This is a genomic window from Streptomyces mayonensis (assembly GCF_018982965.1).
Classification (GTDB): Bacteria; Actinomycetota; Actinomycetes; order Streptomycetales; family Streptomycetaceae; genus Streptomyces; species Streptomyces mayonensis.
In genome coordinates this window covers 1-19,390 of sequence record NZ_JACBYP010000142.1, presented here as the reverse complement: position 1 = coordinate 19,390, position 19,390 = coordinate 1, and the positions used below count along the sequence as shown (strand labels likewise).

Genomic DNA, 19,390 nt, shown 5'->3' with positions numbered 1-19,390 from the left:
ACCCCCCCCCCCCCCGCCCGCCCGGGGGGGGGGGGGCCCCGGGGGGGCCCCCCGGGGGGCGGGGGGGGGGGGCCCCGGGCCCCCCCCCCCCCCCCCGGGGGGGCCCCCCCGGGCCAAACTGCCCCATCCCATGGGTGCCGGGGGGCTGGGTGCCCCTCCGGCGTCAGCTGGGGTTGGTGTCGATGACGGCGACGCGGTCGGTCTTGCTCTTCAGGGCCTCGCGCAGCGCGCCGTAGACGTCCTCGGGGGTGACGGGCGTCTTCTCACCGTTGCCGCGGGTGATGAGGACCCCGTCGAAGGCCTGGCCGTACAGCTCCTTGAGGGCGTTCAGGTCGGGCTTGTCGACCAGCTTGCCGTCGACGGCCGCGACCCCGAGGAACTTCCACAGGGACTTCTCCGGGCTCATCGGTACGGAGTGGGCGGCGTCGGTCTGCACGGTCACCGTGGCGGACATCGCCGGCTCGGCGAACTCCTTCAGCATCCGGTCGACCTCGGCCTTGGGGACCGTGGGCTGCTGCTCGGTCGTCGGCACGTTCACGGCGCCGGCGGTGCCGGTCTCCACCTGGGTGCGGTACGCCGTCTGCACGGCCTCGGTCGACTTGTCGACGTCGATGCCCTTGCCCGCCTTGCCGTACACGGGGACGGCCTTGCCGGGCTCGAACTTGACCGTGCCCTCGGCGACCGATCCGGCACCGGTGGCCGCGTCCTCCAGGGCGGCGTGCAGCTTCTCCTCGTCGACGGGCATGATCGGGTCGACGACGCGCTTCTGCCCGAAGAGCGAGCCGATGACGGACACCGGGTTGTAGTCGCTCTTCGCCGCCGCGCTGGCGGTGGCCTGCGTGTCGAACTGGAGGCCTGCCTGGTCCGGCTTCAGGGAGACGGTCTCGCCGTCCACCGTGAGCTTGAGCGGCTTGCCCGCGCGGTCGGCGAGCGCCTTGTCCAGCTTCTCGACGGCGTCGTCCCGGGTGCTGCCGCCGATGTCGACGCCGAGCACGGTGGTGCCCTTGGGGACGTCGGAGCGGTTCATCAGCAGGCCGGCGCCGTAGGTGACACCGGCGACGACGACCAGGCCGCCGACGAGCAGCGGAAGCTTCCCGCGCCCCTTCTTCTTGGCGGGCTTGGCGGGGCCCGCCGGAGGCGTGGAGACGGGTTCGGGCAGCTTGGGCGGCGTGTGCGGGAGCGGGCCGTCGCCGGACGGGCCGGAGGGGCCGGACGGGAAGCGCGCGTCGCGGTCTCCCGGTACGACGGGGATGCCGCTGGTGACGGTGTTGCCGGAGATGTTGTCCGGGTTGCCGTAGCCGGAGGTGCCGGGCTCGGGCACCTGCTTCTGCGGGGTGAGGATCGCGGTGTCGTCGCTGAGCCCGCCGCCGGGACCGGGGCGGGCGGCGTCCCGCCCGGGGCCCTGCGGACCGCCGGGTGCGCCTGAGCCGCCGGGGCCACGCAGCCCGTTCGGACCGTCCGGAGCGGATCCCTGCGGTGCGCCGGGTGCGCCGGGCGCCGCGAAGTCGGCCGCCGGGGACGGGGACAGACGGCTGTCCCCGGTGACCGGGCCGCCCGTGGGACCGGCGGGACCGCCGCGGCCGCGGGTCTCGCCGTACGGGGACGGCGCTCCGGGGCCGCTCCGCCCGTTCGGGCCGGGGCCCGGTGCGTCCTGCCCGGCGCCCGAGAAGTACGGCAGGTCGTCGCGGCGCGGCTCGGTGCCGCCGTCGCCGCCCGGCCGGGAGCCGTTGCCCAGCGGTCCCGCCGCCAGCGCCTCGGTCACGTCGAAGGAACCGGTGCCGCCGCCGTGGCCGGGAGCCACGGGCCCGCCCGTCGCTCCGGAGGGACCCGCGCCGCCTGCGGACCCGGGCCGGGAGCCGCCGGGCGCGTTCATGGAGCCGACGACGCCACCGGGGCGGCCACTCCCGCCGCCCGGTCGCGCACCGCCACCACCGGAGGCACCCGGACCGCTGCCCGCGCCCGCGGGTCCCGTGCCGGAAGGGCCGCCGGGACCGCCGGGAGCCGGACCCGAACCGCCGGGCAGACCCGCGCCGTTGGTGGAGCCACCGCCCTGAGTGCCCTTGCCGGGGCCGGACTTGCGGGGTGCGAACCAGTCGCTGGTCGGCTTCTCCTCGGCGCGCGGGGCGGGTTCCGCCGGGGCCTCGGGGGCAACCGCGGGCGTGGGGGCGCCCGGTGCCGGTGCGGGCCGCTCGGCAGCCGCCGTCTCCTGGCCGTCGTCGGCGGCGCCCTCGGCGTCCCCGACGGGCTTGCGCACGACGACCGGCGGAATGGGCCGCGAACCCGGGATGTTGATCCGGATCCGGGTCGTCAGCGTCGTCTCGGTCTTGCGCTCCTCCGGTCGCGTGGCCGAACGGCCCGCGTCCGCACCGGCGTCGGAAGCCGCGGGTGTCCCGTAGGGCGGGGTGCCCGAGGGGTATGCGGCTCCGCCGCGCCCGTGGGGCCCGGAGGACGAACTGTCAGTTTCACGACTCAAGGCAGGTTCTCCCGGTTGGCTCCGCCGCCCGTCACACCTTCAAAGCGGGCGGCTCGGCGGCGCGCACCACCATACTGGCCACTTCTCGCGCGTATCCCGTGACCGCCGGGGAAACCCACACGGGACTCGCACGCCCGCGGCACGGCGAAGTGGTACGTCACTTGCGAAGTCGGACGGAGTCGCCGTCCGGTTGCCTCACCGGCGCGAGCGTGGCACAGATCACAGCGACGGCGATCCCGCCGAGCAGGAAGAGATAGGAACCGCTGCCGGCGGCGAAGAGGAAGTCGCCCTCCGGGCGGCTGGTGGTGAGCAGCACCACGGCCAGCGCCCAGCCCGCCGCGGGCGCGACGGCGCCGCCCCGGCGCCCCACGGCCCGGCCCGCGCCGACGCACAGGCCCGCCTCGGCGGCCAGCGCGAGCAGCAGCCCGCCCGGGAACCACGCCGGCTGGAGCAGCGCGCCCGCCGCACCGACGACGGCGCCGAGCACGAAGAGCCCCACGTACAGGGCGGCCCGGCCGAACGAGGGCAGGCGCAGGGGCTGGGCCAGGGCGGAGGCCGCCGCCGGCTCGTTGCGCTTGCTCACGACGCCTCCCCGGTCCTCTTGATCCCGCTGATTCCGCTGATCCCGTTGCTCGCGTCGGTCCCGTCGATCCCCGCGAAGAGGTCGTGCTCACGCCCGCCGTCGCCGCCCCGCTCGCCACGCACCAGCTCGTAGTACTCGGTGGTGACGATGGGCTGGGCCAGGTCGTTGGAGAGGACGAAGTACGGTTCGGCGACCGTGATCTGCGTGGCGTGGGCGCGCATCGCGGCGGCCTTGGCCGCGGCGTACGCGGTGCCCTCGCCGTGGATCTCGGTGGTGATCCGCTCGTCGTCGACGACACCCGGCACGTCCTCGACACCGGCCGCCTGCTCGAAGGGCAGCCCGGGCAGCTCATCCCGGAGCCGGGCGAAGGCGGCGTCGGCCCAGGAGCGCGGCACGCGGTTCCAGTAGACCTTGGCGACGGGGCACCCGCCATCGGCCGCCAGCTCCGCCGCGCGCATGGCGATGCGGTGGGCCTGGATGTGGTCGGGGTGGCCGTAGCCGCCGTCGGGGTCGTAGGTGACGAGCACCTGGGGCCGGACCTCGCGGATCACCTCGACGAGGAGGGCCGCGGCGGCGTCGACGTCGGCCTGCCAGAGGCAGCCGGGGTCGTCGTTGTCGGCCAGGCCCATCATGCCCGAGTCGGAGAACCGTCCGGGTCCGCCCAGCAGCCGGAAGTCGTCGACGCCGAGCGCGCGCATCGCGTCCGCCAGCTCGCCCCGGCGGTGGCCGCCCAGAGCGGCGCCGGACAGGTGGGCCAGCTCGGGCGGGATGACCTCGCCCCGCTCCCCCAGGGTGCAGGTCACCAGCGTCACGTGCGCGCCCTCGGCCGCGTACCGGGCCATGGTGACGCCATTGTTGATCGACTCGTCGTCCGGGTGCGCGTGCACCAGCAGCAGACGCCGGCCGGGCAGTTCCGTCATGGGCACCACCCTATGAGGGCCCGGGGTCGTCCACGTAACGCGGGAGACCGTCCGTGGAACGGCACGCCGGGACGGACGCCGGCGGCAGCCGCGCACAGCCCGCGCACAGCCCGCACCGAGCCGGGTCGCTGGTGCCGCTGCCGGGCCGGGTCCGCGACGCGGTGGCCGGGGCGTGGTCGCGCCGGAAAGAGAGACTTGCGGGCGGGCCCGACCACAGCGGTGGGGAACGCCGAACTGCCCGCCGGCCCGGGTGGGCCGGGCGGCGCGGGAGCCGGCAGCGGGCCGGCGCGTGTCGCGGGCAGACTGCTCCCGACGGTCCACTTCGGCGCTGCCGGAGAAGCCGCCGCACCGGGCCCCGTGCGACGGAGCACCCGTTTACCGGCCTGCGGGAGTCGAGAAGGCGGCGAACGCAGCGTCCAGCAGTTGGCCCAGGTCCTCTTGGCCGTCGCTCGCACTCCACTGCCCGAGGACGATCCACAGGATTTCGAGCGCCGCCGCCACGCGAACGTGGGCGACGACCGGTGACCCGTCGGTCGAGGAGGTTGTCTCCTGCAGTCGGGCGACGATCTCCGGCCGCCATTCGGCCTGCTTCTCGCGGAGGCGCGCGCACAGGGCCGGGGTCCGCTCGACGAGGCCGAGGATCGTCACGAGTTCCTGGACGTCGCGCACGAGAAACCCCACGGCTGACTCCAGGGCGTCGCGCAGCCTGCTCCAGTCGCCCTCGTCCTGGTCGGGGCGTTCGGCGGCGAGCGCGTCAGTGATGACGTCACCGACAGGGTCGAAGACGAACAGGACCACGTCTTCCTTGGTGCCGAAGTAGCGCAGGAAGGTGCTCCGCGACACCCCTGCGGCTTCGGCGAGGTCGGCGAAGGTGACCTGGTTGAAGCCGGTGAGGCAGAACCGGTCGAACGCGACGCGGGCCAGCTCTGCCCGCACCGCGTGGCGGCCGATCTCGCGGGTACCGACTGGCGCTGCACTCATGGGGACGAGTGTACTCGGACACACTCGTTTGCTTCCTCGAGTGCGGGTTCCTAGTCTGACACTCAGTATCAGTCATGATGCTGAGACTCGTGACGCTGTCCCAGCCGGCGGTCCGGTCAAGGGCCGTCCCTCACCGCGAGACGGAGCCGTTCCATGAGCTACGAAGACCTTCCCGCCCTGACCGTCGACATCTCGGACGGGGTAGCGACGGTGACGATCGATCACCCGCCGCTCAATCTGATGGACGCGGTGCTCCTGCCGTCACTCCGGGCATTCGTCGCGCGTGTGCGGGACGACGCCGACGTCCGCGTCATCGTCTTCGAGAGTGCCGACCCGGAGTTCTTCGTCGCACACGGTGACATGGCCTACCTCACCGACCCTGACGCGCTGCCGGCGGCCACTCGCGCCGCGATCGCGGCCGCGCCGGGCTCGACCGTCCCGGAAGGCCTGAACATCCTCCAGGCGATGAGCACGGAGGTCCGCTCGCTCCCGCAGGTCACCATCGGCAAGCTGGCGGGCTTCGCGCGCGGCGCGGGCAACGAGTTCTTCATGTACCTGGACATGCGGTTCGCGGCGATCGGCAAGTCGGGGCAGGGGCAGCCGGAATCCCTGATGGGGATCCTCCCCGGAGGCGGCGGCACGGTGAACATGACGCGCCTGGCGGGAAGGGCCCGCGCACTGGAACTCGTCCTCGGTGCCGAGCTCGTGGGCGCGGAGCTGGCGGAACGGTACGGCCTGATCAACCGCGCCCTGCCCGCCGCAGAACTCGATTCCTTCGTCGACACCCTCGCCCGGCGGATCGCCGGCCTCCGCCCGGAGGTGATCTCCGTCACGAAGGCTGCGATCGACGCGGTCGCGCAGCCGATTCCCCATGAGGCGTACGCCGTTGAGAACGAGGGCCTGTTCGCGGCGTTCGGTGACGAGGTCACGGAGCTCGCCCACAAACTGCTCGCCGCCGGTATCCAGACCCGCGAGGGCGAACGGCACCACGAGCGCATCGCCAACAGCATCTGAGTGCCCCTGGTCCGCCGGGCCCCTCGGGCACGGGACCGGTTGAAGCGCAGGAGGCCGTCAGGAGACCGCGTCCTTGATCCAGTCGAGGATCCGGGCGTTTGTCCTGGGCGCGTTCTCGTGCAGCTGTACGGCGTGGCCGGTGTCGGGGACGACGATCGCCTTCAGGTCGGCCTGCCGGGAGTAGTAGGGGCGCTCGGTGGCCAGCATCGTCCGCGGGGTGCAGGTGCCGGCGGTGCAGTACTGGTCCTTGTCCCCGACGACCAGCAGGGTGGGCGCCTTGATCGCGCGGGAGGGGGACTCGGCCGGCGGAAGGCCCGTGCGGTCGGCGTCCGCCGCGGTGCTCACGTCCTTGAGGCGTTCGTCGGCCCTGATCACGGCCGGGTCGGCGTTCGGGGCGTAGTAGAAGAACCGCCGCATGCCGGCGTTGGTCGTCAGGTAGCCGGGGTCGTTGATCCTGCCGTGGAACTTGGGGTCGTCCATCGCCCTGATCTCGAACGGGACGTCATGTGCGGGGCCATCGTCCGACGGTTCCTCCTGGCGGACGACGTGGCTCATGCCGGTGAGCACGAAGGCGTCGATGTCGTCCTGGTGCTTCGCCGCCTGGTACCAGGCCAGGGATGAGCCGAGGGAGTGGCCGACCCAGACGATGCGGTCGAACGCGTGGTTCATTACCTGACCGGCGCGCAGTCTGGTGACCACCTGGTGGATGGCCTCGGTCCCGGAGTCCAGCGTGTACTCCGAACTGGGCGGCAGCGTGCTCCTGCCCGTGGCGAGCCGGTCGATGTTGAAGGTGGAGAAGCCGTCATCGAGGGCCCTGGAGACGTAGGAGTACCGGCCGTCGCCCACCGGCATGTCGTAGTAGCTGTGGTTGTAGGTGGAGCCCGGGACCAGCAGCTGCACCGTCCCGCTCATCCTGGTCGGGCGGTGCGGCCGGCACAGCTCCCCGTACACGTGGGCCTTGCCCGTCCCGACCGTCACGGGCACACGGACCTCGTGACAGACGGCGGCGGGGTGTCTTTCCCCCAGGCTGCTGCGGGTGGTGTGCGCGGCGGCGGGCGGCTCAGCCTGCGCCCCGGTGACCGCCGGCACGGCGATCACCGCCGCAGCGACCGCTGCCGACGTCGCGGCAGGCACTTTGATCCTGGTCGAGGGGGTACGACGCCGGTGTGCGGTCACGGTCGTTCTCCAAACGGTGTCAGGACGCGGGCCGGGTGTCAGCGCTGCGGGCCGGCGAACCAGCGTGCGGCGGCCTGCCGGAACGCGGCGGGATCGGGGGCCTCTCCGCTCGCCCACGCCACGACGCCGTCGGGGCGTACGAGCACAGCGGTGAGACCGAGGTCGTTGCGGGCCCGTCCGGCCGCGTGGTGGATGCGGTCCGTCCAGCCCGTGGCCGCGTGCTCCAGCGCCCGGTCGGCGCCGAAGTCGAGCAGGACGCCTCGCCCCTGGCGCAGCAGGTCGCCCAGGCGGGTGCCGTCGGCGAGGCGGAAGTCGGGAGCGGTGCCGCCGACGAGCGGGTGCGTGCCGCCCAGGTCGTAGCGGTTGAACAGTCCCGTCGTGCGGCGGTGGACGAGCGTGGTTCCGTCGGTGGTGCTGAGCAGTTCGTGGACCAGCTTGCGCAGTGCGGGAGCGTTGGGTCCCGGCTTCATGGTCGCCACCTGGGCGCGCGACCAGTCGAGGACCGCGGCGCCGACGGGGTGGCGCTCGCCGGTGTAGGTGTCCAACAGCCCCAGGGGGGCGGTGCCGTGCACGGTCGCGGCGAGCTTCCAGCCGAGGTTGACGGCGTCGCCGATGCCGAGGTTGAGGCCCTGGCCGCCCAGGGGGGAGTGGATGTGGGCGGCGTCCCCGGCAAGCAGCACCCGCCCGTCGCGGTACGTGGTGGTCTGCATCGCGCGATCGGTGAAGCTCGACGCCAGGTGCACGTGGGCCAGCGTCACGTCGGTCCCCGTGATGCGGCGCAGGACCTCCTGGAGGTGCTCACGGGTCAGCGGCCGGGAGCGGTCGAAGGTGCCGCCGTCGAAGTCCATCATGCCCACGTGTCCCTCGAACGGCGTGCGCAGATACATGCCGTTCTCGGTCAGGTTGAAGCCGAGCGGCAGCTGCCCGGGGTCGGCGAAGGTGACCCGGGCGACGTAGCCGGTGAACAGCGGCTCGGTACCCACGAAGTCGAAACCGGCCAGCCCCCGGACGGTGCTGCGCCCGCCGTCGCACCCCACCAGATACCGGGCCCGGTACTCCTGGCCGCCGGCGGTGACGGTCACGGACGCGTCGTCCTGTGTGACGTCCGTGACCGGCGCTCCCCGCCGGACCTCCACACCGAGCCCCCCGGCGCGCTCGGCCAGCACCGTGGTGACGGCTTCGAGACTGGTCATGAAGCCCTCCATCGCGGGGCTGGGCAGCCGGAAGGGGAAAGCAGCCAGGTCGATGTCGGCCGCGTTCAGGCCCATGCCCGCGAAGTGGCTCACCCCGCGGGGGGCCGGTGCCTCGACCGCGTCGGGGGCCGCGCCGATCCTGGCCGGTTCGGAGCCGGACGCACCGAGCACGGCTTCGAGCAGGCCGCGGCGGTCGAACACCTCGGCCGACCCCGCGCTGAGGCCCCGCAGGCCCAGCGGAAGTGCCGCCCACGGGGAGCGGGACTCCTCCTCCCGCTCCAGGACCAGGACGGAACAGCCGCCCAGAGCCAGCTCGGTGGCCAGGAACAGGCCGACCGGGCCCGCCCCCGCGATCACGACGTCACGCATGGGTGTCTCCTCTCCGGAGAAGGCTCCGGAAACGTCCGGTCGCACGGGTGGGTCAGCCGAGCCGGGCGAGGCCGTCGAGAATCACGGCGATGCCGGCGACGAACTGCGCACGGTCGTCGTGCTCGCTCATCTGGCCGACGACGGCGTGCATGAACGGATAGTCCTCGGCATCGAGCTCCTGCCAGGCCGCCGCCGCCGCGTCGAGGAAGTCGGCACGGTCGGGGGCGGCCGTCGAGGTGTCCCCCTCGGTCCGGACGCTCTGGCTGACCGCTCCGAGAATGAAGTGCACCAGTGTCGAGGCGGCACCGAACCAGGACGCACGCGGCACGCCCAGCGCACCCAGCGGCCGGCCGATCCGCTCGAAAATCCCCACCGACACCGGGCCGGACGGCTTGCGCACGAGCTGCTGGGTCAGCCGTGTCGCGAGCCACTGGTGCTCGGCGGTCGCGTCGAACAGTGCCAGGGCCACCGTGCGGATCTCGTCCTCGGGGGCAGCCGTCTCCTGGACGGGCCCGGCCGCCAGGGCAGTCGTGACGATCAGCTCCGTGGCCGCGTCCAGCAGATCGTCCCGGCCACCCACCCGGTAGTAGATCGCCCCGGAGCCGGTGGACAGGCGCTCGGTGAGCGCACGCGTGGTCAGCGCGCCCTCTCCGCCGTCATCGAGCAGCTCGATCGCCGTCTCGACGATCTGCTCCCGGGACAGCACCTGGTTGCGCCGCTGAGGGTGGGGACTTCTCGTTGCCATGCCTCCACCATGACGCGTTTGGATCGCCGAACCAAATTAGTTCAACGATCCAAAATGGGGACGGCCGTCCCGCCGCCGAGACAGCCGTGCCACCCCCGGCGACGCCGCGGATCCCGATACCGGCACGAGCGCCGGGTGACCGGCCCGTTCCAGCGACCGCTGCCGCGAGGTCGGCACCAGGACGCCGGACGGCCCTGAGGGGCGGCCGTACGTGAGCCCTCAGGCCGTCGCCGCGATCGCCACGCTGGCGATCAGGAACAGCGTGGCCATGGCCAGGACGAAGTACACGGGCCCCGTCATGTGGCGGCGGGTGAAGACGCGGGCCGCCTGCGGATTCTGGGGCAGGTAGACCACGGCGACCTGGCGGCCGGTCGGGAGGCCCATGCCGGCGCCGCGCATGCTCGGCGTGAACTCCACGCGGTAGCCGTGGTGGTCGGCGAAGGCGACGATCGGCGCCCACGAAGGGCCGCTGCCCTGGCTGCCTTGCACCCGGACGTTGTCGACCACCATGCCGGTCGTGCGGATCCCGTGGCGGCGCAGCCGGCGTACCCGTGCGGCGTCGTACAGCCCGGCCCACAGGAGCAGTACCCCGACCAGGCCGCACAACAGCACGCCCATCACGGTGTTCGTCATGCCTCGGCGCCTCCGTCTCCTCGCGCTGTCTCCCCGAGTTGTTCGGGGCTCCCCGCGTTACGGAGACAGGGACGCCGTGGGCGTGCCGGGCGGTTGCGGGGTCAGAAGCTGATGCTGCCGATCATCCCCGCGATGTTCGTCGTCAGCTCGCTGATGGTGGGAGCGATCGTCGACGAGGCGAGGTAGAAGCCGAGCAGCATGCACACCACCGCGTGCCCCGCCTTCAAGCCTGATTTCCTGACCAGCAGGAAGACGATGATCGCCAGCAGCACAACCGCCGAAATCGAGAGTGCCACGGCGGCTCACCTCCAATGGGCCCAGGGACATGGGGGTCGGTCGCAGTCAAAGCTTGGGGCAGGCAATTCCGCACAGCGAGCACCTGGTTGATACCCACCATGCGCCAGTGATCATAACTATCCGTGCGCGCGCATCTCTCGGCGCACGGCCGCACAAGGGGGCGCATGGCCAATATGGTCGGGGTATGAGGACCACGTCTGACTCCTTTCCCAAGCGGCACGCCCGCACCCAGCGGTTCACGCTCGGCGCTCCGCGCGCGTTCACCGTGGCGCCCGACGGTTCACGGGTCACCTTCCTGCGTTCCGGCACCGGTACGGACCGGGCCAACTCCCTGTGGGTCCTCGACGTCGACGAGGGCGCCGAGCGCGTCGCGGCCGACCCGCACGCCCTGTTGGGCGGTGCCGAGGAACGCCTGTCGCCCGAGGAGCGGGCACGGCGCGAACGCAGCCGTGAGGGCGGTGCCGGCATCGTCGGCTACGCCACCGACGCGACGGTCGAGTTGGCCGCCTTCGCCCTGTCGGGGCGGCTCCACGCGGCCGAGCTGCGGGCCGGGACCGCCCGCGAACTGCCCACTCCGGGACCGGTGATCGACCCGCGCCCCTCCCCCGACGGCCGGCACATCGCCTACGTCGCCCGGGGCGCCCTGCGCGTGGTGGGCGCCGAGGGGGCCGGGGACAGGGCCCTGGCCGAGGCGGACGGCGAGGGCGTCACGTACGGGCTCGCGGAGTTCGTCGCCGCCGAGGAGATGGGCCGCAGCCGGGGCTTCTGGTGGGGCCCGGAGTCGGACCGGCTGCTGGTCGCGCGGGTGGACGACACGCCCGTACAGCGCTGGTGGATCTCCGACCCGGCGCACCCCGAACGTGATCCACAACACGTTCCGTACCCGGCGGCGGGCACCCCCAACGCGGAGGTGCGGCTGTTCGTCCTCGGCCTGGACGGGGAGCGCACGGAGGTCCTCTGGGACCGGGCGCGGTACCCGTATCTGGCGCGAGTGCACTGGTCGTCGGCGGGTGCGCCGCTCCTTCTCGTACAGGCGCGCGACCAGCGCAGCCAGTTGTTCCTGGCCGTGGACACCGCGTCGGGGTCGACCCGGATGGTGCACGCCGACGAAGATCCAATTTGGCTGGAACTCTCCCCCGGCACCCCCTGCTGGAGTCCGTCGGGACAGCTGGTCCGGATCGCCGACGAGGGCGGCGCACGTGTCCTCGCGGTCGGTGAACGACCGCTCACCGGCGCCCAGTTGCATCTGCGGGCGGTGCTGGACGTCGGCGCCGACGACGTGCTGGTGTCGGCCTCGGCGGGCGAGGAGGCCGGCGACGCGGAGACGGGCGAGGTGCACGTCTACCGGGTGAACGAGCTCGGCGTGGAGCGCGTCTCCCAGGAGCCCGGGGTGCACACGGCGGTCCGCGCGGGGGGCGTGACCGTGCTCGTCTCCGCGACGCTCGACCGGCCGGGGGCCCGGGCCCAGGTACTGCGGGACGGCAAGCCCGCGGCGACCGTCGCCTCGTACGCCGAAGACCCCGGTCTGTCCCCGCGCGTGACACTCACCCAGGGGGGCGCACGCCGTGTCCCGTGCGCCGTGCTTATGCCAACGGACTACCACGGTGACGCCCCCCTCCCCGTGCTCCTGGACCCCTACGGTGGCCCGCACGGTCAGCGGGTGGTCGCCGCGCACAACGCCCACCTCACCTCGCAGTGGTTCGCCGACCAGGGGTTCGCGGTGGTCGTCGCCGACGGCCGGGGCACTCCCGGGCGCTCCCCCGCCTGGGAGAAGGCCGTCAGGGACGACGTGGCCGCCGTCGTGCTCCAGGACCAGGTGGACGCGCTGCACGCGCTCGCCGCCGACTTCCCGCTGGACCTGGACCGGGTCGCGATCCGGGGCTGGTCCTTCGGGGGCTATCTGGCCGCCCTGGCGGTGCTGCGCCGGCCCGACGTCTTCCACGCCGCCGTCGTGGGCGCCCCGGTCACCGACCTGCGGCTCTACGACACCCACTACGAGGAGCGGTATCTCGGCGACCCCGCCGAGCAGCCCGAGGTCTACCGCCGGAACTCGGTGATCGACGACGCGGGCCTGGTCGACGCGGCCGAGCCGCACCGGCCCATGATGGTCGTCCACGGGCTGGCCGACGACAACGTGGTGGTCGCGCACTCCCTGCGGCTGTCCTCGGCCCTGCTCGCGGCCGGACGCCCGCACGAGGTGCTGCCGCTGTCCGGGGTCACCCACATGACCCCGCAGGAGTCGGTCGCCGAGAACCTGCTGCTGCTCCAGGTGGACTTCCTCAAGCGGTCGCTGCCCGCACCGAAGTAGTACGCCGCAGCAGTACGCCGCAGCGGCACCGGGCGGGCCGACGCGTCACCCGTACGGCAACGGGCTTAACACGCGGGCAACTTCACCGAAGCTGCTCCGATATACGGACACGCGACGCTGTTCTGCGTACGGCCGTGCGGGTGCCGTAAGCGGGCCGGGGAACCTGTCTCCCCGGCCCGCTGTGCCGTCTCGCGGGACCACCGGACGACGCGGTGCCCGGAGCAGCGGGAGGCGACGGCGGCCGGAGCGGCCGGGAAACGGCGACGGCCGCCGCACGGGTGGGGATGCGACCCGTGCGACGGCCGTCACTTGTCTTGTCCTGTCTCCGGCACCCGGCCGGGGAACGTGTCTCTCAGCAGCTAGCAGCTCTCCTTCCATTCGATGTACAGCGGAACGGTCTGCCGCTGCGAGCCGTCCGACGCCCAGAGCGTGGCCTTGTGCGTCGTGCCCGCCGGGGCCTTCGGCACGTTCACGCTCAACAGGCCCGCCACGCGGTCGCCCGAGGGGTTCGAACCGGGCGGGACGGGCCCCAGGTCGTTGTAGGTCACCCCGGCGGGGAGGTCGCTCACGCCGACCTCGATCTCCGTGGACCAGCTGCCCTGGATCACGATGTAGACGCGCGGGACCCGGTCGACCGTGGCCGAGCCGCAGACGCTCTGGCTCTCCCCTCCGGTGATCGGCACCAGCTTCCAGTCGGCCTGCGCCGCCCGGTTCGTGGCCGTGGCCGTGGCGGCGGCGGTGGCCGGGTTCGCGGGTGTCGCGGCCGAGGCCGAGCCCTGGAGGCCGCCGAGCATCATCGCTGCCAGCGCCGTGGTCGTGCCGAGTACCGCTCCAGTGGTCCGTCGAAGCGTTCTCATGGTGCTCTCCTCGGAGAAGGTGAAGTGCAAAGAAGGGAAGTGCCCACCGGCCCCCACAGCCGGTGGGCGTCTTGCACCGCCACAACGCGCGGGACTCGCACCGCGGTTCAATTCCCGAAGCGGTCTCCGGACGACGGACCGGGACCGTCACCGGTCTCCTCCGGCGGCACCACCTGTTTCTCCTCGGCGAAGTGGCAGGCCGAGTCGTGGGCCGCGGGGCCGGAGACGGAGCGGAACTCGGCCGGGACCGCGAGGGCCGGCACCTCCAGGGCGCACCGTTCCCGGGCCTTCCAGCAGCGGGTGCGGAAGCGGCAGCCGGAGGGGATGCTGGTCGGGGAGGGGACGTCGCCGGCCAGGATGATCCGCTCGCGGTGCTCCCGGGCCTCGGGGTCGGGCACCGGCACGGCGGAGAGCAGCGCCTGGGTGTAGGGGTGGGTCGGGTGGTCGTAGATCTCCGCGTCCCGGCCCGTCTCCACGATGCGGCCCAGGTACATCACGCCGACCCGGTCCGAGATGTGCCGGACGATCGAGAGGTCGTGGGCGATGAAGATGTAGGAGAGGTCGAACTCGCTCTGGAGGCGGGCGAGGAGGTTGATCACCTGGGCCTGGACCGAGACGTCGAGGGCCGAGACCGGCTCGTCGGCGACGATGATCTCCGGGCGCAGCGCCAGACCCCGCGCGATGCCGATGCGCTGGCGCTGGCCGCCGGAGAACTGGTGGGGGTAGCGGTTGACGTACTCCGGGTTCAGGCCGACCACGTCCAGCAGGTCCTGGACGCGTCTGCGCCGGTCGCCCTTCGGCGCCACCTCGGGGTGGATGTCGTACGCCTCGCCGATGATGTCGCCGACCGTCATGCGGGGGTTGAGGGAGGTGTACGGGTCCTGGAAGACCATCTGGATGTTGCGGCGTACGGACTTCAGGGCTCGCCCCGACAGGCGGGTGATGTCCTCGCCCTTGTAGCGGATCTCCCCCGCCGTCGGCCGCTCCAGGTTGACCAGCATTTTCGCGACGGTGGACTTGCCGCAGCCGGACTCGCCGACGATGCCGAGGGTTTCACCGCGGGCCAGGTGGAAGTCCACGCCGTCGACGGCCTTCACCGCGCCGACCTGCTTCTTGAAGAGGATGCCGGAGGTCAGCGGGTAGTGCTTGACCAGCCCTCTGACCTCGAGGAGCGGCTCGGTGGTCGGCTCAGGCATGCAGGCACTCCCTCCAGAAGTGGCAGGCGCTGCCCCGCTCGGCGCCGGACTCCGTGACGTCGTACAGCGGCGGTACGTCGGTGCGGCAGACGTCCTGGGCCATGGGGCAGCGGGGGTGGAAGGCGCAGCCGGGCGGGATGCGGGTGAGGTTGGGCGGCAGGCCCTTGATGGCGTAGAGCTCCTGGCCCTTCTGGTCCAGGCGCGGGATCGACTCGAGGAGACCGCGGGTGTAGGGGTGGGCCGGGGCCTTGTAGATGTCGTGGACGGGTGCCGTCTCCACGATCCGGCCCGCGTACATGACGGCGATCCTGTCGGCGACGTCGGCGACCACGCCGAGGTCGTGGGTGATGAGGATCAGGCCCATCCGCAGTTCGCGCTGGAGCTCCGCGAGCAGGTCCATGACCTGGGCCTGGACCGTGACGTCGAGGGCGGTGGTCGGTTCGTCGGCGATGATCAGCTTGGGCTCCAGGGCCATCGCCATGGCGATCATGATGCGCTGGCGCATGCCGCCGGAGAACTGGTGCGGGTACTGCCGCACCCGCTCCCTGGCCGCCGGGATGCGGACCCGGTCCATCAGCTCGACGGCCCTGGCGTGGGCGTCCTTGCGGGACATGCCGCGGTGCACGGTGAACATCTCGGCGAGCTGGGCGCCTACGGTCAGCACCGGGTTCAGCGCCGACAGCGCGTCCTGGAAGATCATCGCCATCTCGGCGCCGCGGACCTTCCGGCGTTCCTCCTCCTTCAGCTTCAGCAGGTCCCGGCCCTCGAAGAGGATCTCGCCGGCGGTGATCCGGCCCGGCGGGACGTCGAGGATGCCCATGACCGTCTGGGCGGTGACGGACTTGCCGGAGCCGGATTCGCCGAGGACGGCGAGGGTCTCGCCCGCGTCCACGCCGTAGCTGACGCCGTTGACGGCCCTGGCGACGCCGTCGCGGGTGTGGAACTCCACGTGCAGGTCGCGCACTTCGAGCAGCATGCGGTGGCTCACCTCAGCTTCGGGTCGAGGGCGTCGCGCACCGCGTCGCCGAGCATGATGAACGCGAGGACCGTGATCGCGAGCGCACCCGAGGGCCACAGCAGCGCGTGCGGGGCGTTGCGGACGTAGGGGGCGGCGGCGGAGATGTCGATGCCCCAGGAGACGCTGGGCGGCTTGAGGCCGACACCGAGGAAGGACAGGGTCGCCTCCAGGGAGATGTACGTGCCGAGCGCGATGGTCGCCACGACGATCACGGGGGCGATCGCGTTGGGCGCGATGTGGCGGAGCAGGAGGCGGGAGTTGGAGGCGCCGAGCGCGCGGGCGGCCTGGACGTAGTCGTTCTGCTTGGCGGTGATGACGGAGCCGCGGGCGATGCGGGAGATCTGCGGCCAGCCGAGCAGCACGATGAAGCCGATGACGGGCCAGACGGTGTTGCTGGTGATGACGGAGAGCAGCACGAGGCCGCCGAGGACGACCGGGATGGCGAAGAAGACGTCGGTGATCCGGGACAGGACCGCGTCCCCCGCGCCGCCGAAGAACCCGGCGAGCCCGCCGAGGACGCTGCCGAGGACGGCGACGCCGAGCGTGGCGAGGATACCGACGGCCACCGAGGTGCGGGCGCCGTAGACGGTGCGGGTGTAGACGTCGCAGCCCTGGCCGTTGAAGCCGAAGGGGTGGCCGGGCTGGGAGCCCTCCTGGGCCTTGGCCAGGTCGCACTTGAGGGGGCTGCCGGAGGCGATCAGGGACGGCCACAGGGAGATGACGACCAGGAAGAGGATCACCAGCGCCGAGATGATGAAGACCGGGTTGCGGCGCAGGTCGTGCCAGGCGTCGGTCCAGAGGCTGCGCGGCTTGTCGCGGGGGTCCGTCCCGTCCGGTCCGGGCGGCTGCTCCAGGGTGGCCGCCTCACTGGTGCCGAGGTCCATCGTGCCGCCCATGCCGGTGCCGGCGACGGCGCGTTCGGGCTCGTAGGGCTCCTGCTGCGGTTCAGGCATAGCGGATCCTCGGGTCGAGTACGGCGTACAGGAGGTCGACGACGAGGTTGGCGACGAGGAAGACGAGGACCAGGACGGTGACGAAGCCGACCACGGTCTGCGTGTTCTGGCGCAGGATGCCCTGGTAGAGCTGGTAGCCGACGCCGTGGATGTTGAAGATCCGCTCGGTGACGATGGCGCCGCCCATCAGGGCGCCGATGTCGGTGCCGATGAAGGTGACGACGGGGATGAGGGAGTTGCGCAGCAGGTGCCGGGTGATGACCCGGTGACGCGGCAGACCCTTGGCGATGGCGGTGCGGACGTAGTCGGAGCGCCGGTTCTCCGCGATGGAGGTGCGGGTCAGCCGCGTCACGTACGCCAGGGAGACCGACGCGAGGACCAGGCCCGGGACGATCAGCTCGCCGAAGGGCGCCTCGGAGGAGACGGCCGGGTCGATCCAGCCCCACTTGACGCCGAGCAGCAGCTGGAGCAGCAGGCCGGTGACGAAGGTGGGCACGGAGATGACGACGAGGGTCAGGAGCAGCACGCCGGTGTCGACGGGGCGGCCGCGGCGCAGGCCGGTGACGACACCGAGGACGATGCCGACGACGATCTCGAAGAGGATCGCCACGACGGTCAGCCGGATGGTGACCGGGAACGCCGTGCCCATCAGCTCGGTGACCGGCTGGCCGTTGAAGGCGGTGCCGAAGTCGCCGGTGAAGACGTTGCCCATGTAGGTGAGGTACTGCCGCCACACGGGCTGGTCGAGGCCGAACTCGTGCCGCAGCTGCGCGGCCGTCGCCGGGTCGCACTCCCGGTCGCCGCACAGGCCCGCGATGGGGTCGCCCATCACGTTGACCATGAGGAAGATCAGCAGCGTGGCCCCGATGAAGACCGGGATCATCTGGAGCAGCCGCCGGACGACATAGCGTCCCATGGCGCCCCCTCAGCCGACCTTGATCTCGTTGTAGACCGGGACGCTGAACGGGTTGAGCTTCACGCCGGACAGCCGGTCGGAGTAGCCGGCGCTGCCGTTCTGGTACCAGAGCGGGATGGCCCCCATGTCGTCCCTGAGCACCTCCTCCGCCTGCTGGAACGACTTGATGGCCGCCGCGGTGTCCGTCTCCCCGTTGGCCTTGTCGATCAGGTCGTCGAACTTCTGGTTGGAGTACTCGCCGTCGTTGGAGGAGGCGTTGGTGTAGTAGAGCGGCTGGAGGAAGTTCTGGATGAGCGGGTAGTCCATCTGCCAGCCGGAGCGGAAGGGGCCGCTCATCTTCCGGTCGGTGATCTGGTTGCGGAAGTCGGCGAAGGTGCCGACGGGGTTGCCGACGCAGGCCTTGTCGTTGTCGAGGGCGTTGTTGATGGAGTTGCAGACCGCGTCGACCCACTGCTTGTGGGAGCCGGTGTCGGCGTTGTACGTGATCTTCACCTGCCCGCCGGGCAGCCCGCCGCCCTCCTTGACCAGCTTCTTCGCCTCCTCCGGCTTGAACTCGCAGGCGTCGCCGCACAGGCCCGCCTTGTAGCCGCCGTCCTCGCCGAGGACCGGCGAGGTCCAGTCGGTGGCCGGGGTGCGGGTCTGCTGGAAGATCGTGTCGGTGATCTGCTTGCGGTCGATCGCCATGGACAGGCCCTTGCGGACCTTCTCGGAGCCGGACTTGTTCCAGTTGTCGTCGTAGTACGGGAAGGCGAGGGTCTGGATGATGCCGGCCGGGGTGTTGATGTACCGGTCGCCGAGGTCGTTCTTGACGTTCTTGAGCTGGGCGGCGGGCACGTCGTCGACGAGGTCGAGGTTGCCGGCCATCAGGTCGGTGTAGGCGGTGTTGTTGTCGGTGTAGACCTTCAGGTCGACGCCGCCGTTCTGGGCCTTGTCGTCACCGGGGTACTGGTCCCACTTGCGCAGGGACATCTGGGAGCCGCGGGTGTAGTTGTCGACCTGGTAGGGGCCGTTGCCGACGGGCTTCTTCAGCCAGGCGTCGTGGTCGTCGAAGAACGCCTTGGGCAGTGGCGCGAAGGCCGGGTAGCCGAGGGTGTCGGGGAACGTCGAGAACTTCTGGCTCAGTTTGACGGTGAAGGTGCGCGGTCCGGTGACCTTCAGCCCGGAGAGAGTGTCGGCGCTCTGCTTGCCGCCGTCCTCCGGGTGCACCTTGTCGTAGCCGTCGATGTAGGCGAAGAAGTAGGCGTTGCGCTGGTTGTTCTTCAGGCTTGCGCCGTAGTTCCAGGCGTCCACGAAGGACTGGGCGGTGACCTTCTCGCCGTTGCTGAAGGTCCAGCCGTCCTTGACGGTGACGGTGAAGTTCTGCGAGTCGGAGGTCTCGATCTTCTCGGCGAGCATGTTCTGCGCCTCGCCGGTCTCGGGGTCGTACTTCTTGAGGCCGCGGAAGATCATGTCGAGGACCTTGCCGCCCTGGACCTCGTTGGTGTTGGCCGGCTCCAGCGGGTTCTGGGGGTCGCCCCAGGAGGAGCTGAGCACGGCGCCGCTGTCTCCGCCGCCGTTGCCTCCCCCGCCCCCGCCTCCGCAGGCCGTCGCCGCGAGGGCTGCCGCCGCCGCGCAAGCGGCCCATTTGGCGTGCGTGGCTCCGCGCATGGAGTGCCTCCTCGTGCCCTGACTCGTCCGCCGGTGCGTTGCCGTTCCCGGTCAGCTTCGAGGGGTGGGGAGGGGGGTGCACGGTCTTGTGGCTGTCTCTTATACACCTCA

Annotated in this window: 17 protein-coding genes; 2 read left to right on the top strand and 15 right to left on the bottom strand. The window is 71.8% G+C overall.

Going from position 1 to position 19,390, the window contains the following annotated elements; translation table 11 throughout:
- Nucleotides 1-163: 163 nt before the first annotated feature.
- The 4 genes from HZS56_RS33450 to HZS56_RS33435 all read right to left on the bottom strand — a co-directional run bounded on the left by HZS56_RS33450 (nt 164) and on the right by HZS56_RS33435 (nt 4,957).
- Nucleotides 164-2,473, bottom strand: a complete 2,310-nt coding sequence (locus HZS56_RS33450; RefSeq protein WP_216724581.1) for a hypothetical protein — start codon at nt 2,471-2,473, stop codon at nt 164-166.
- A gap of 157 nt (nt 2,474-2,630) precedes the next feature.
- Nucleotides 2,631-3,056, bottom strand: a complete 426-nt coding sequence (locus tag HZS56_RS33445; RefSeq protein ID WP_216724580.1) for a DUF6113 family protein — start codon at nt 3,054-3,056, stop codon at nt 2,631-2,633.
- Nucleotides 3,053-3,976: an N-acetyl-1-D-myo-inositol-2-amino-2-deoxy-alpha-D-glucopyranoside deacetylase gene (mshB, locus tag HZS56_RS33440; RefSeq protein WP_216724579.1), complete on the bottom strand. Its 924-nt coding sequence runs from the start codon at nt 3,974-3,976 to the stop codon at nt 3,053-3,055. The genes HZS56_RS33445 and mshB overlap by 4 nt, the downstream gene beginning before the upstream one ends.
- Nucleotides 3,977-4,351: 375 nt before the next feature.
- Entirely contained in the window at nt 4,352-4,957 is a 606-nt protein-coding gene (locus HZS56_RS33435) for a TetR/AcrR family transcriptional regulator (RefSeq protein ID WP_216724578.1), read from the bottom strand.
- Between the two features lie 153 nt (nt 4,958-5,110).
- On the opposite strand from HZS56_RS33435, the gene HZS56_RS33430 reads away from it, so the two are divergent.
- Nucleotides 5,111-5,971: an enoyl-CoA hydratase/isomerase family protein gene (locus HZS56_RS33430; protein WP_216724577.1), complete on the top strand. Its 861-nt coding sequence runs from the start codon at nt 5,111-5,113 to the stop codon at nt 5,969-5,971.
- Between the two features lie 57 nt (nt 5,972-6,028).
- Here the strand turns inward: HZS56_RS33430 and HZS56_RS33425 are convergent, their stop codons facing one another.
- From HZS56_RS33425 to HZS56_RS33405, 5 genes are all read right to left on the bottom strand, one after another.
- On the bottom strand, nt 6,029-7,105 hold the full coding sequence (locus tag HZS56_RS33425; RefSeq protein WP_216724576.1) for an alpha/beta fold hydrolase: 1,077 nt from the start codon (nt 7,103-7,105) through the stop codon (nt 6,029-6,031).
- A gap of 80 nt (nt 7,106-7,185) precedes the next feature.
- Entirely contained in the window at nt 7,186-8,709 is a 1,524-nt protein-coding gene (locus HZS56_RS33420; protein ID WP_216724575.1) for an FAD-dependent oxidoreductase, read from the bottom strand.
- A 52-nt stretch (nt 8,710-8,761) separates the two neighbouring features.
- Nucleotides 8,762-9,454 carry a TetR/AcrR family transcriptional regulator gene (locus tag HZS56_RS33415; protein WP_216724574.1) on the bottom strand — a complete coding sequence of 231 codons (693 nt, stop codon included), beginning with the start codon at nt 9,452-9,454 and terminating at the stop codon, nt 8,762-8,764.
- A 219-nt stretch (nt 9,455-9,673) separates the two neighbouring features.
- Nucleotides 9,674-10,087: a DUF3592 domain-containing protein gene (locus tag HZS56_RS33410; RefSeq protein ID WP_216724573.1), complete on the bottom strand. Its 414-nt coding sequence runs from the start codon at nt 10,085-10,087 to the stop codon at nt 9,674-9,676.
- 101 nt (nt 10,088-10,188) lie between these two features.
- On the bottom strand, nt 10,189-10,383 hold the full coding sequence (locus tag HZS56_RS33405) for a hypothetical protein (protein WP_216724572.1): 195 nt from the start codon (nt 10,381-10,383) through the stop codon (nt 10,189-10,191).
- 185 nt (nt 10,384-10,568) lie between these two features.
- Here HZS56_RS33405 and HZS56_RS33400 point away from each other — a divergent pair, with 185 nt between their 5' ends.
- Nucleotides 10,569-12,692, top strand: a complete 2,124-nt coding sequence (locus tag HZS56_RS33400; RefSeq protein WP_216724571.1) for a S9 family peptidase — start codon at nt 10,569-10,571, stop codon at nt 12,690-12,692.
- Nucleotides 12,693-13,051: 359 nt separating this feature from the next.
- On the opposite strand, the gene HZS56_RS33395 is transcribed toward HZS56_RS33400, so the two are convergent.
- The 6 genes from HZS56_RS33395 to HZS56_RS33370 all read right to left on the bottom strand — a co-directional run bounded on the left by HZS56_RS33395 (nt 13,052) and on the right by HZS56_RS33370 (nt 19,279).
- A complete protein-coding gene (locus HZS56_RS33395) occupies nt 13,052-13,549 on the bottom strand; it encodes a DUF5980 family protein (protein ID WP_216724570.1) in 498 nt (165 codons plus the stop codon).
- A gap of 107 nt (nt 13,550-13,656) precedes the next feature.
- Complete coding sequence (locus HZS56_RS33390; protein ID WP_216724569.1) at nt 13,657-14,745, bottom strand: ABC transporter ATP-binding protein; 1,089 nt, start codon at nt 14,743-14,745, stop codon at nt 13,657-13,659.
- Nucleotides 14,738-15,721, bottom strand: coding sequence for an ABC transporter ATP-binding protein (locus HZS56_RS33385; RefSeq protein WP_216724568.1), 984 nt, complete (start codon nt 15,719-15,721; stop codon nt 14,738-14,740). The genes HZS56_RS33390 and HZS56_RS33385 overlap by 8 nt, the downstream gene beginning before the upstream one ends.
- Nucleotides 15,722-15,729: 8 nt before the next feature.
- Nucleotides 15,730-16,716, bottom strand: a complete 987-nt coding sequence (locus tag HZS56_RS33380) for an ABC transporter permease (protein ID WP_216724567.1) — start codon at nt 16,714-16,716, stop codon at nt 15,730-15,732.
- On the bottom strand, nt 16,709-17,632 hold the full coding sequence (locus HZS56_RS33375; protein WP_216724566.1) for an ABC transporter permease: 924 nt from the start codon (nt 17,630-17,632) through the stop codon (nt 16,709-16,711). Before HZS56_RS33375 ends, HZS56_RS33380 begins: the two co-directional genes overlap by 8 nt.
- Nucleotides 17,633-17,641: 9 nt before the next feature.
- A complete protein-coding gene (locus HZS56_RS33370) occupies nt 17,642-19,279 on the bottom strand; it encodes a peptide ABC transporter substrate-binding protein (RefSeq protein ID WP_216724565.1) in 1,638 nt (545 codons plus the stop codon).
- Nucleotides 19,280-19,390: the final 111 nt, after the last annotated feature.

What these genes read in the sequence shown, in the direction of transcription:
- HZS56_RS33375 (WP_216724566.1), bottom strand. Translation starts at nt 17,632, where the DNA reads ATGGGACGCTATGTCGTCCGGCGGCTGCTCCAGATGATCCCGGTCTTC.
- HZS56_RS33400 (WP_216724571.1), top strand. Translation starts at nt 10,569, where the DNA reads ATGAGGACCACGTCTGACTCCTTTCCCAAGCGGCACGCCCGCACCCAG.
- HZS56_RS33430 (WP_216724577.1), top strand. Translation starts at nt 5,111, where the DNA reads ATGAGCTACGAAGACCTTCCCGCCCTGACCGTCGACATCTCGGACGGG.
- HZS56_RS33420 (WP_216724575.1), bottom strand. Translation starts at nt 8,709, where the DNA reads ATGCGTGACGTCGTGATCGCGGGGGCGGGCCCGGTCGGCCTGTTCCTG.
- HZS56_RS33385 (WP_216724568.1), bottom strand. Translation starts at nt 15,721, where the DNA reads ATGCTGCTCGAAGTGCGCGACCTGCACGTGGAGTTCCACACCCGCGAC.
- HZS56_RS33380 (WP_216724567.1), bottom strand. Translation starts at nt 16,716, where the DNA reads ATGCCTGAACCGCAGCAGGAGCCCTACGAGCCCGAACGCGCCGTCGCC.
- mshB (WP_216724579.1), bottom strand. Translation starts at nt 3,976, where the DNA reads ATGACGGAACTGCCCGGCCGGCGTCTGCTGCTGGTGCACGCGCACCCG.
- HZS56_RS33390 (WP_216724569.1), bottom strand. Translation starts at nt 14,745, where the DNA reads ATGCCTGAGCCGACCACCGAGCCGCTCCTCGAGGTCAGAGGGCTGGTC.
- HZS56_RS33370 (WP_216724565.1), bottom strand. Translation starts at nt 19,279, where the DNA reads ATGCGCGGAGCCACGCACGCCAAATGGGCCGCTTGCGCGGCGGCGGCA.
- HZS56_RS33415 (WP_216724574.1), bottom strand. Translation starts at nt 9,454, where the DNA reads ATGGCAACGAGAAGTCCCCACCCTCAGCGGCGCAACCAGGTGCTGTCC.
- HZS56_RS33395 (WP_216724570.1), bottom strand. Translation starts at nt 13,549, where the DNA reads ATGAGAACGCTTCGACGGACCACTGGAGCGGTACTCGGCACGACCACG.
- HZS56_RS33435 (WP_216724578.1), bottom strand. Translation starts at nt 4,957, where the DNA reads ATGAGTGCAGCGCCAGTCGGTACCCGCGAGATCGGCCGCCACGCGGTG.
- HZS56_RS33410 (WP_216724573.1), bottom strand. Translation starts at nt 10,087, where the DNA reads ATGACGAACACCGTGATGGGCGTGCTGTTGTGCGGCCTGGTCGGGGTA.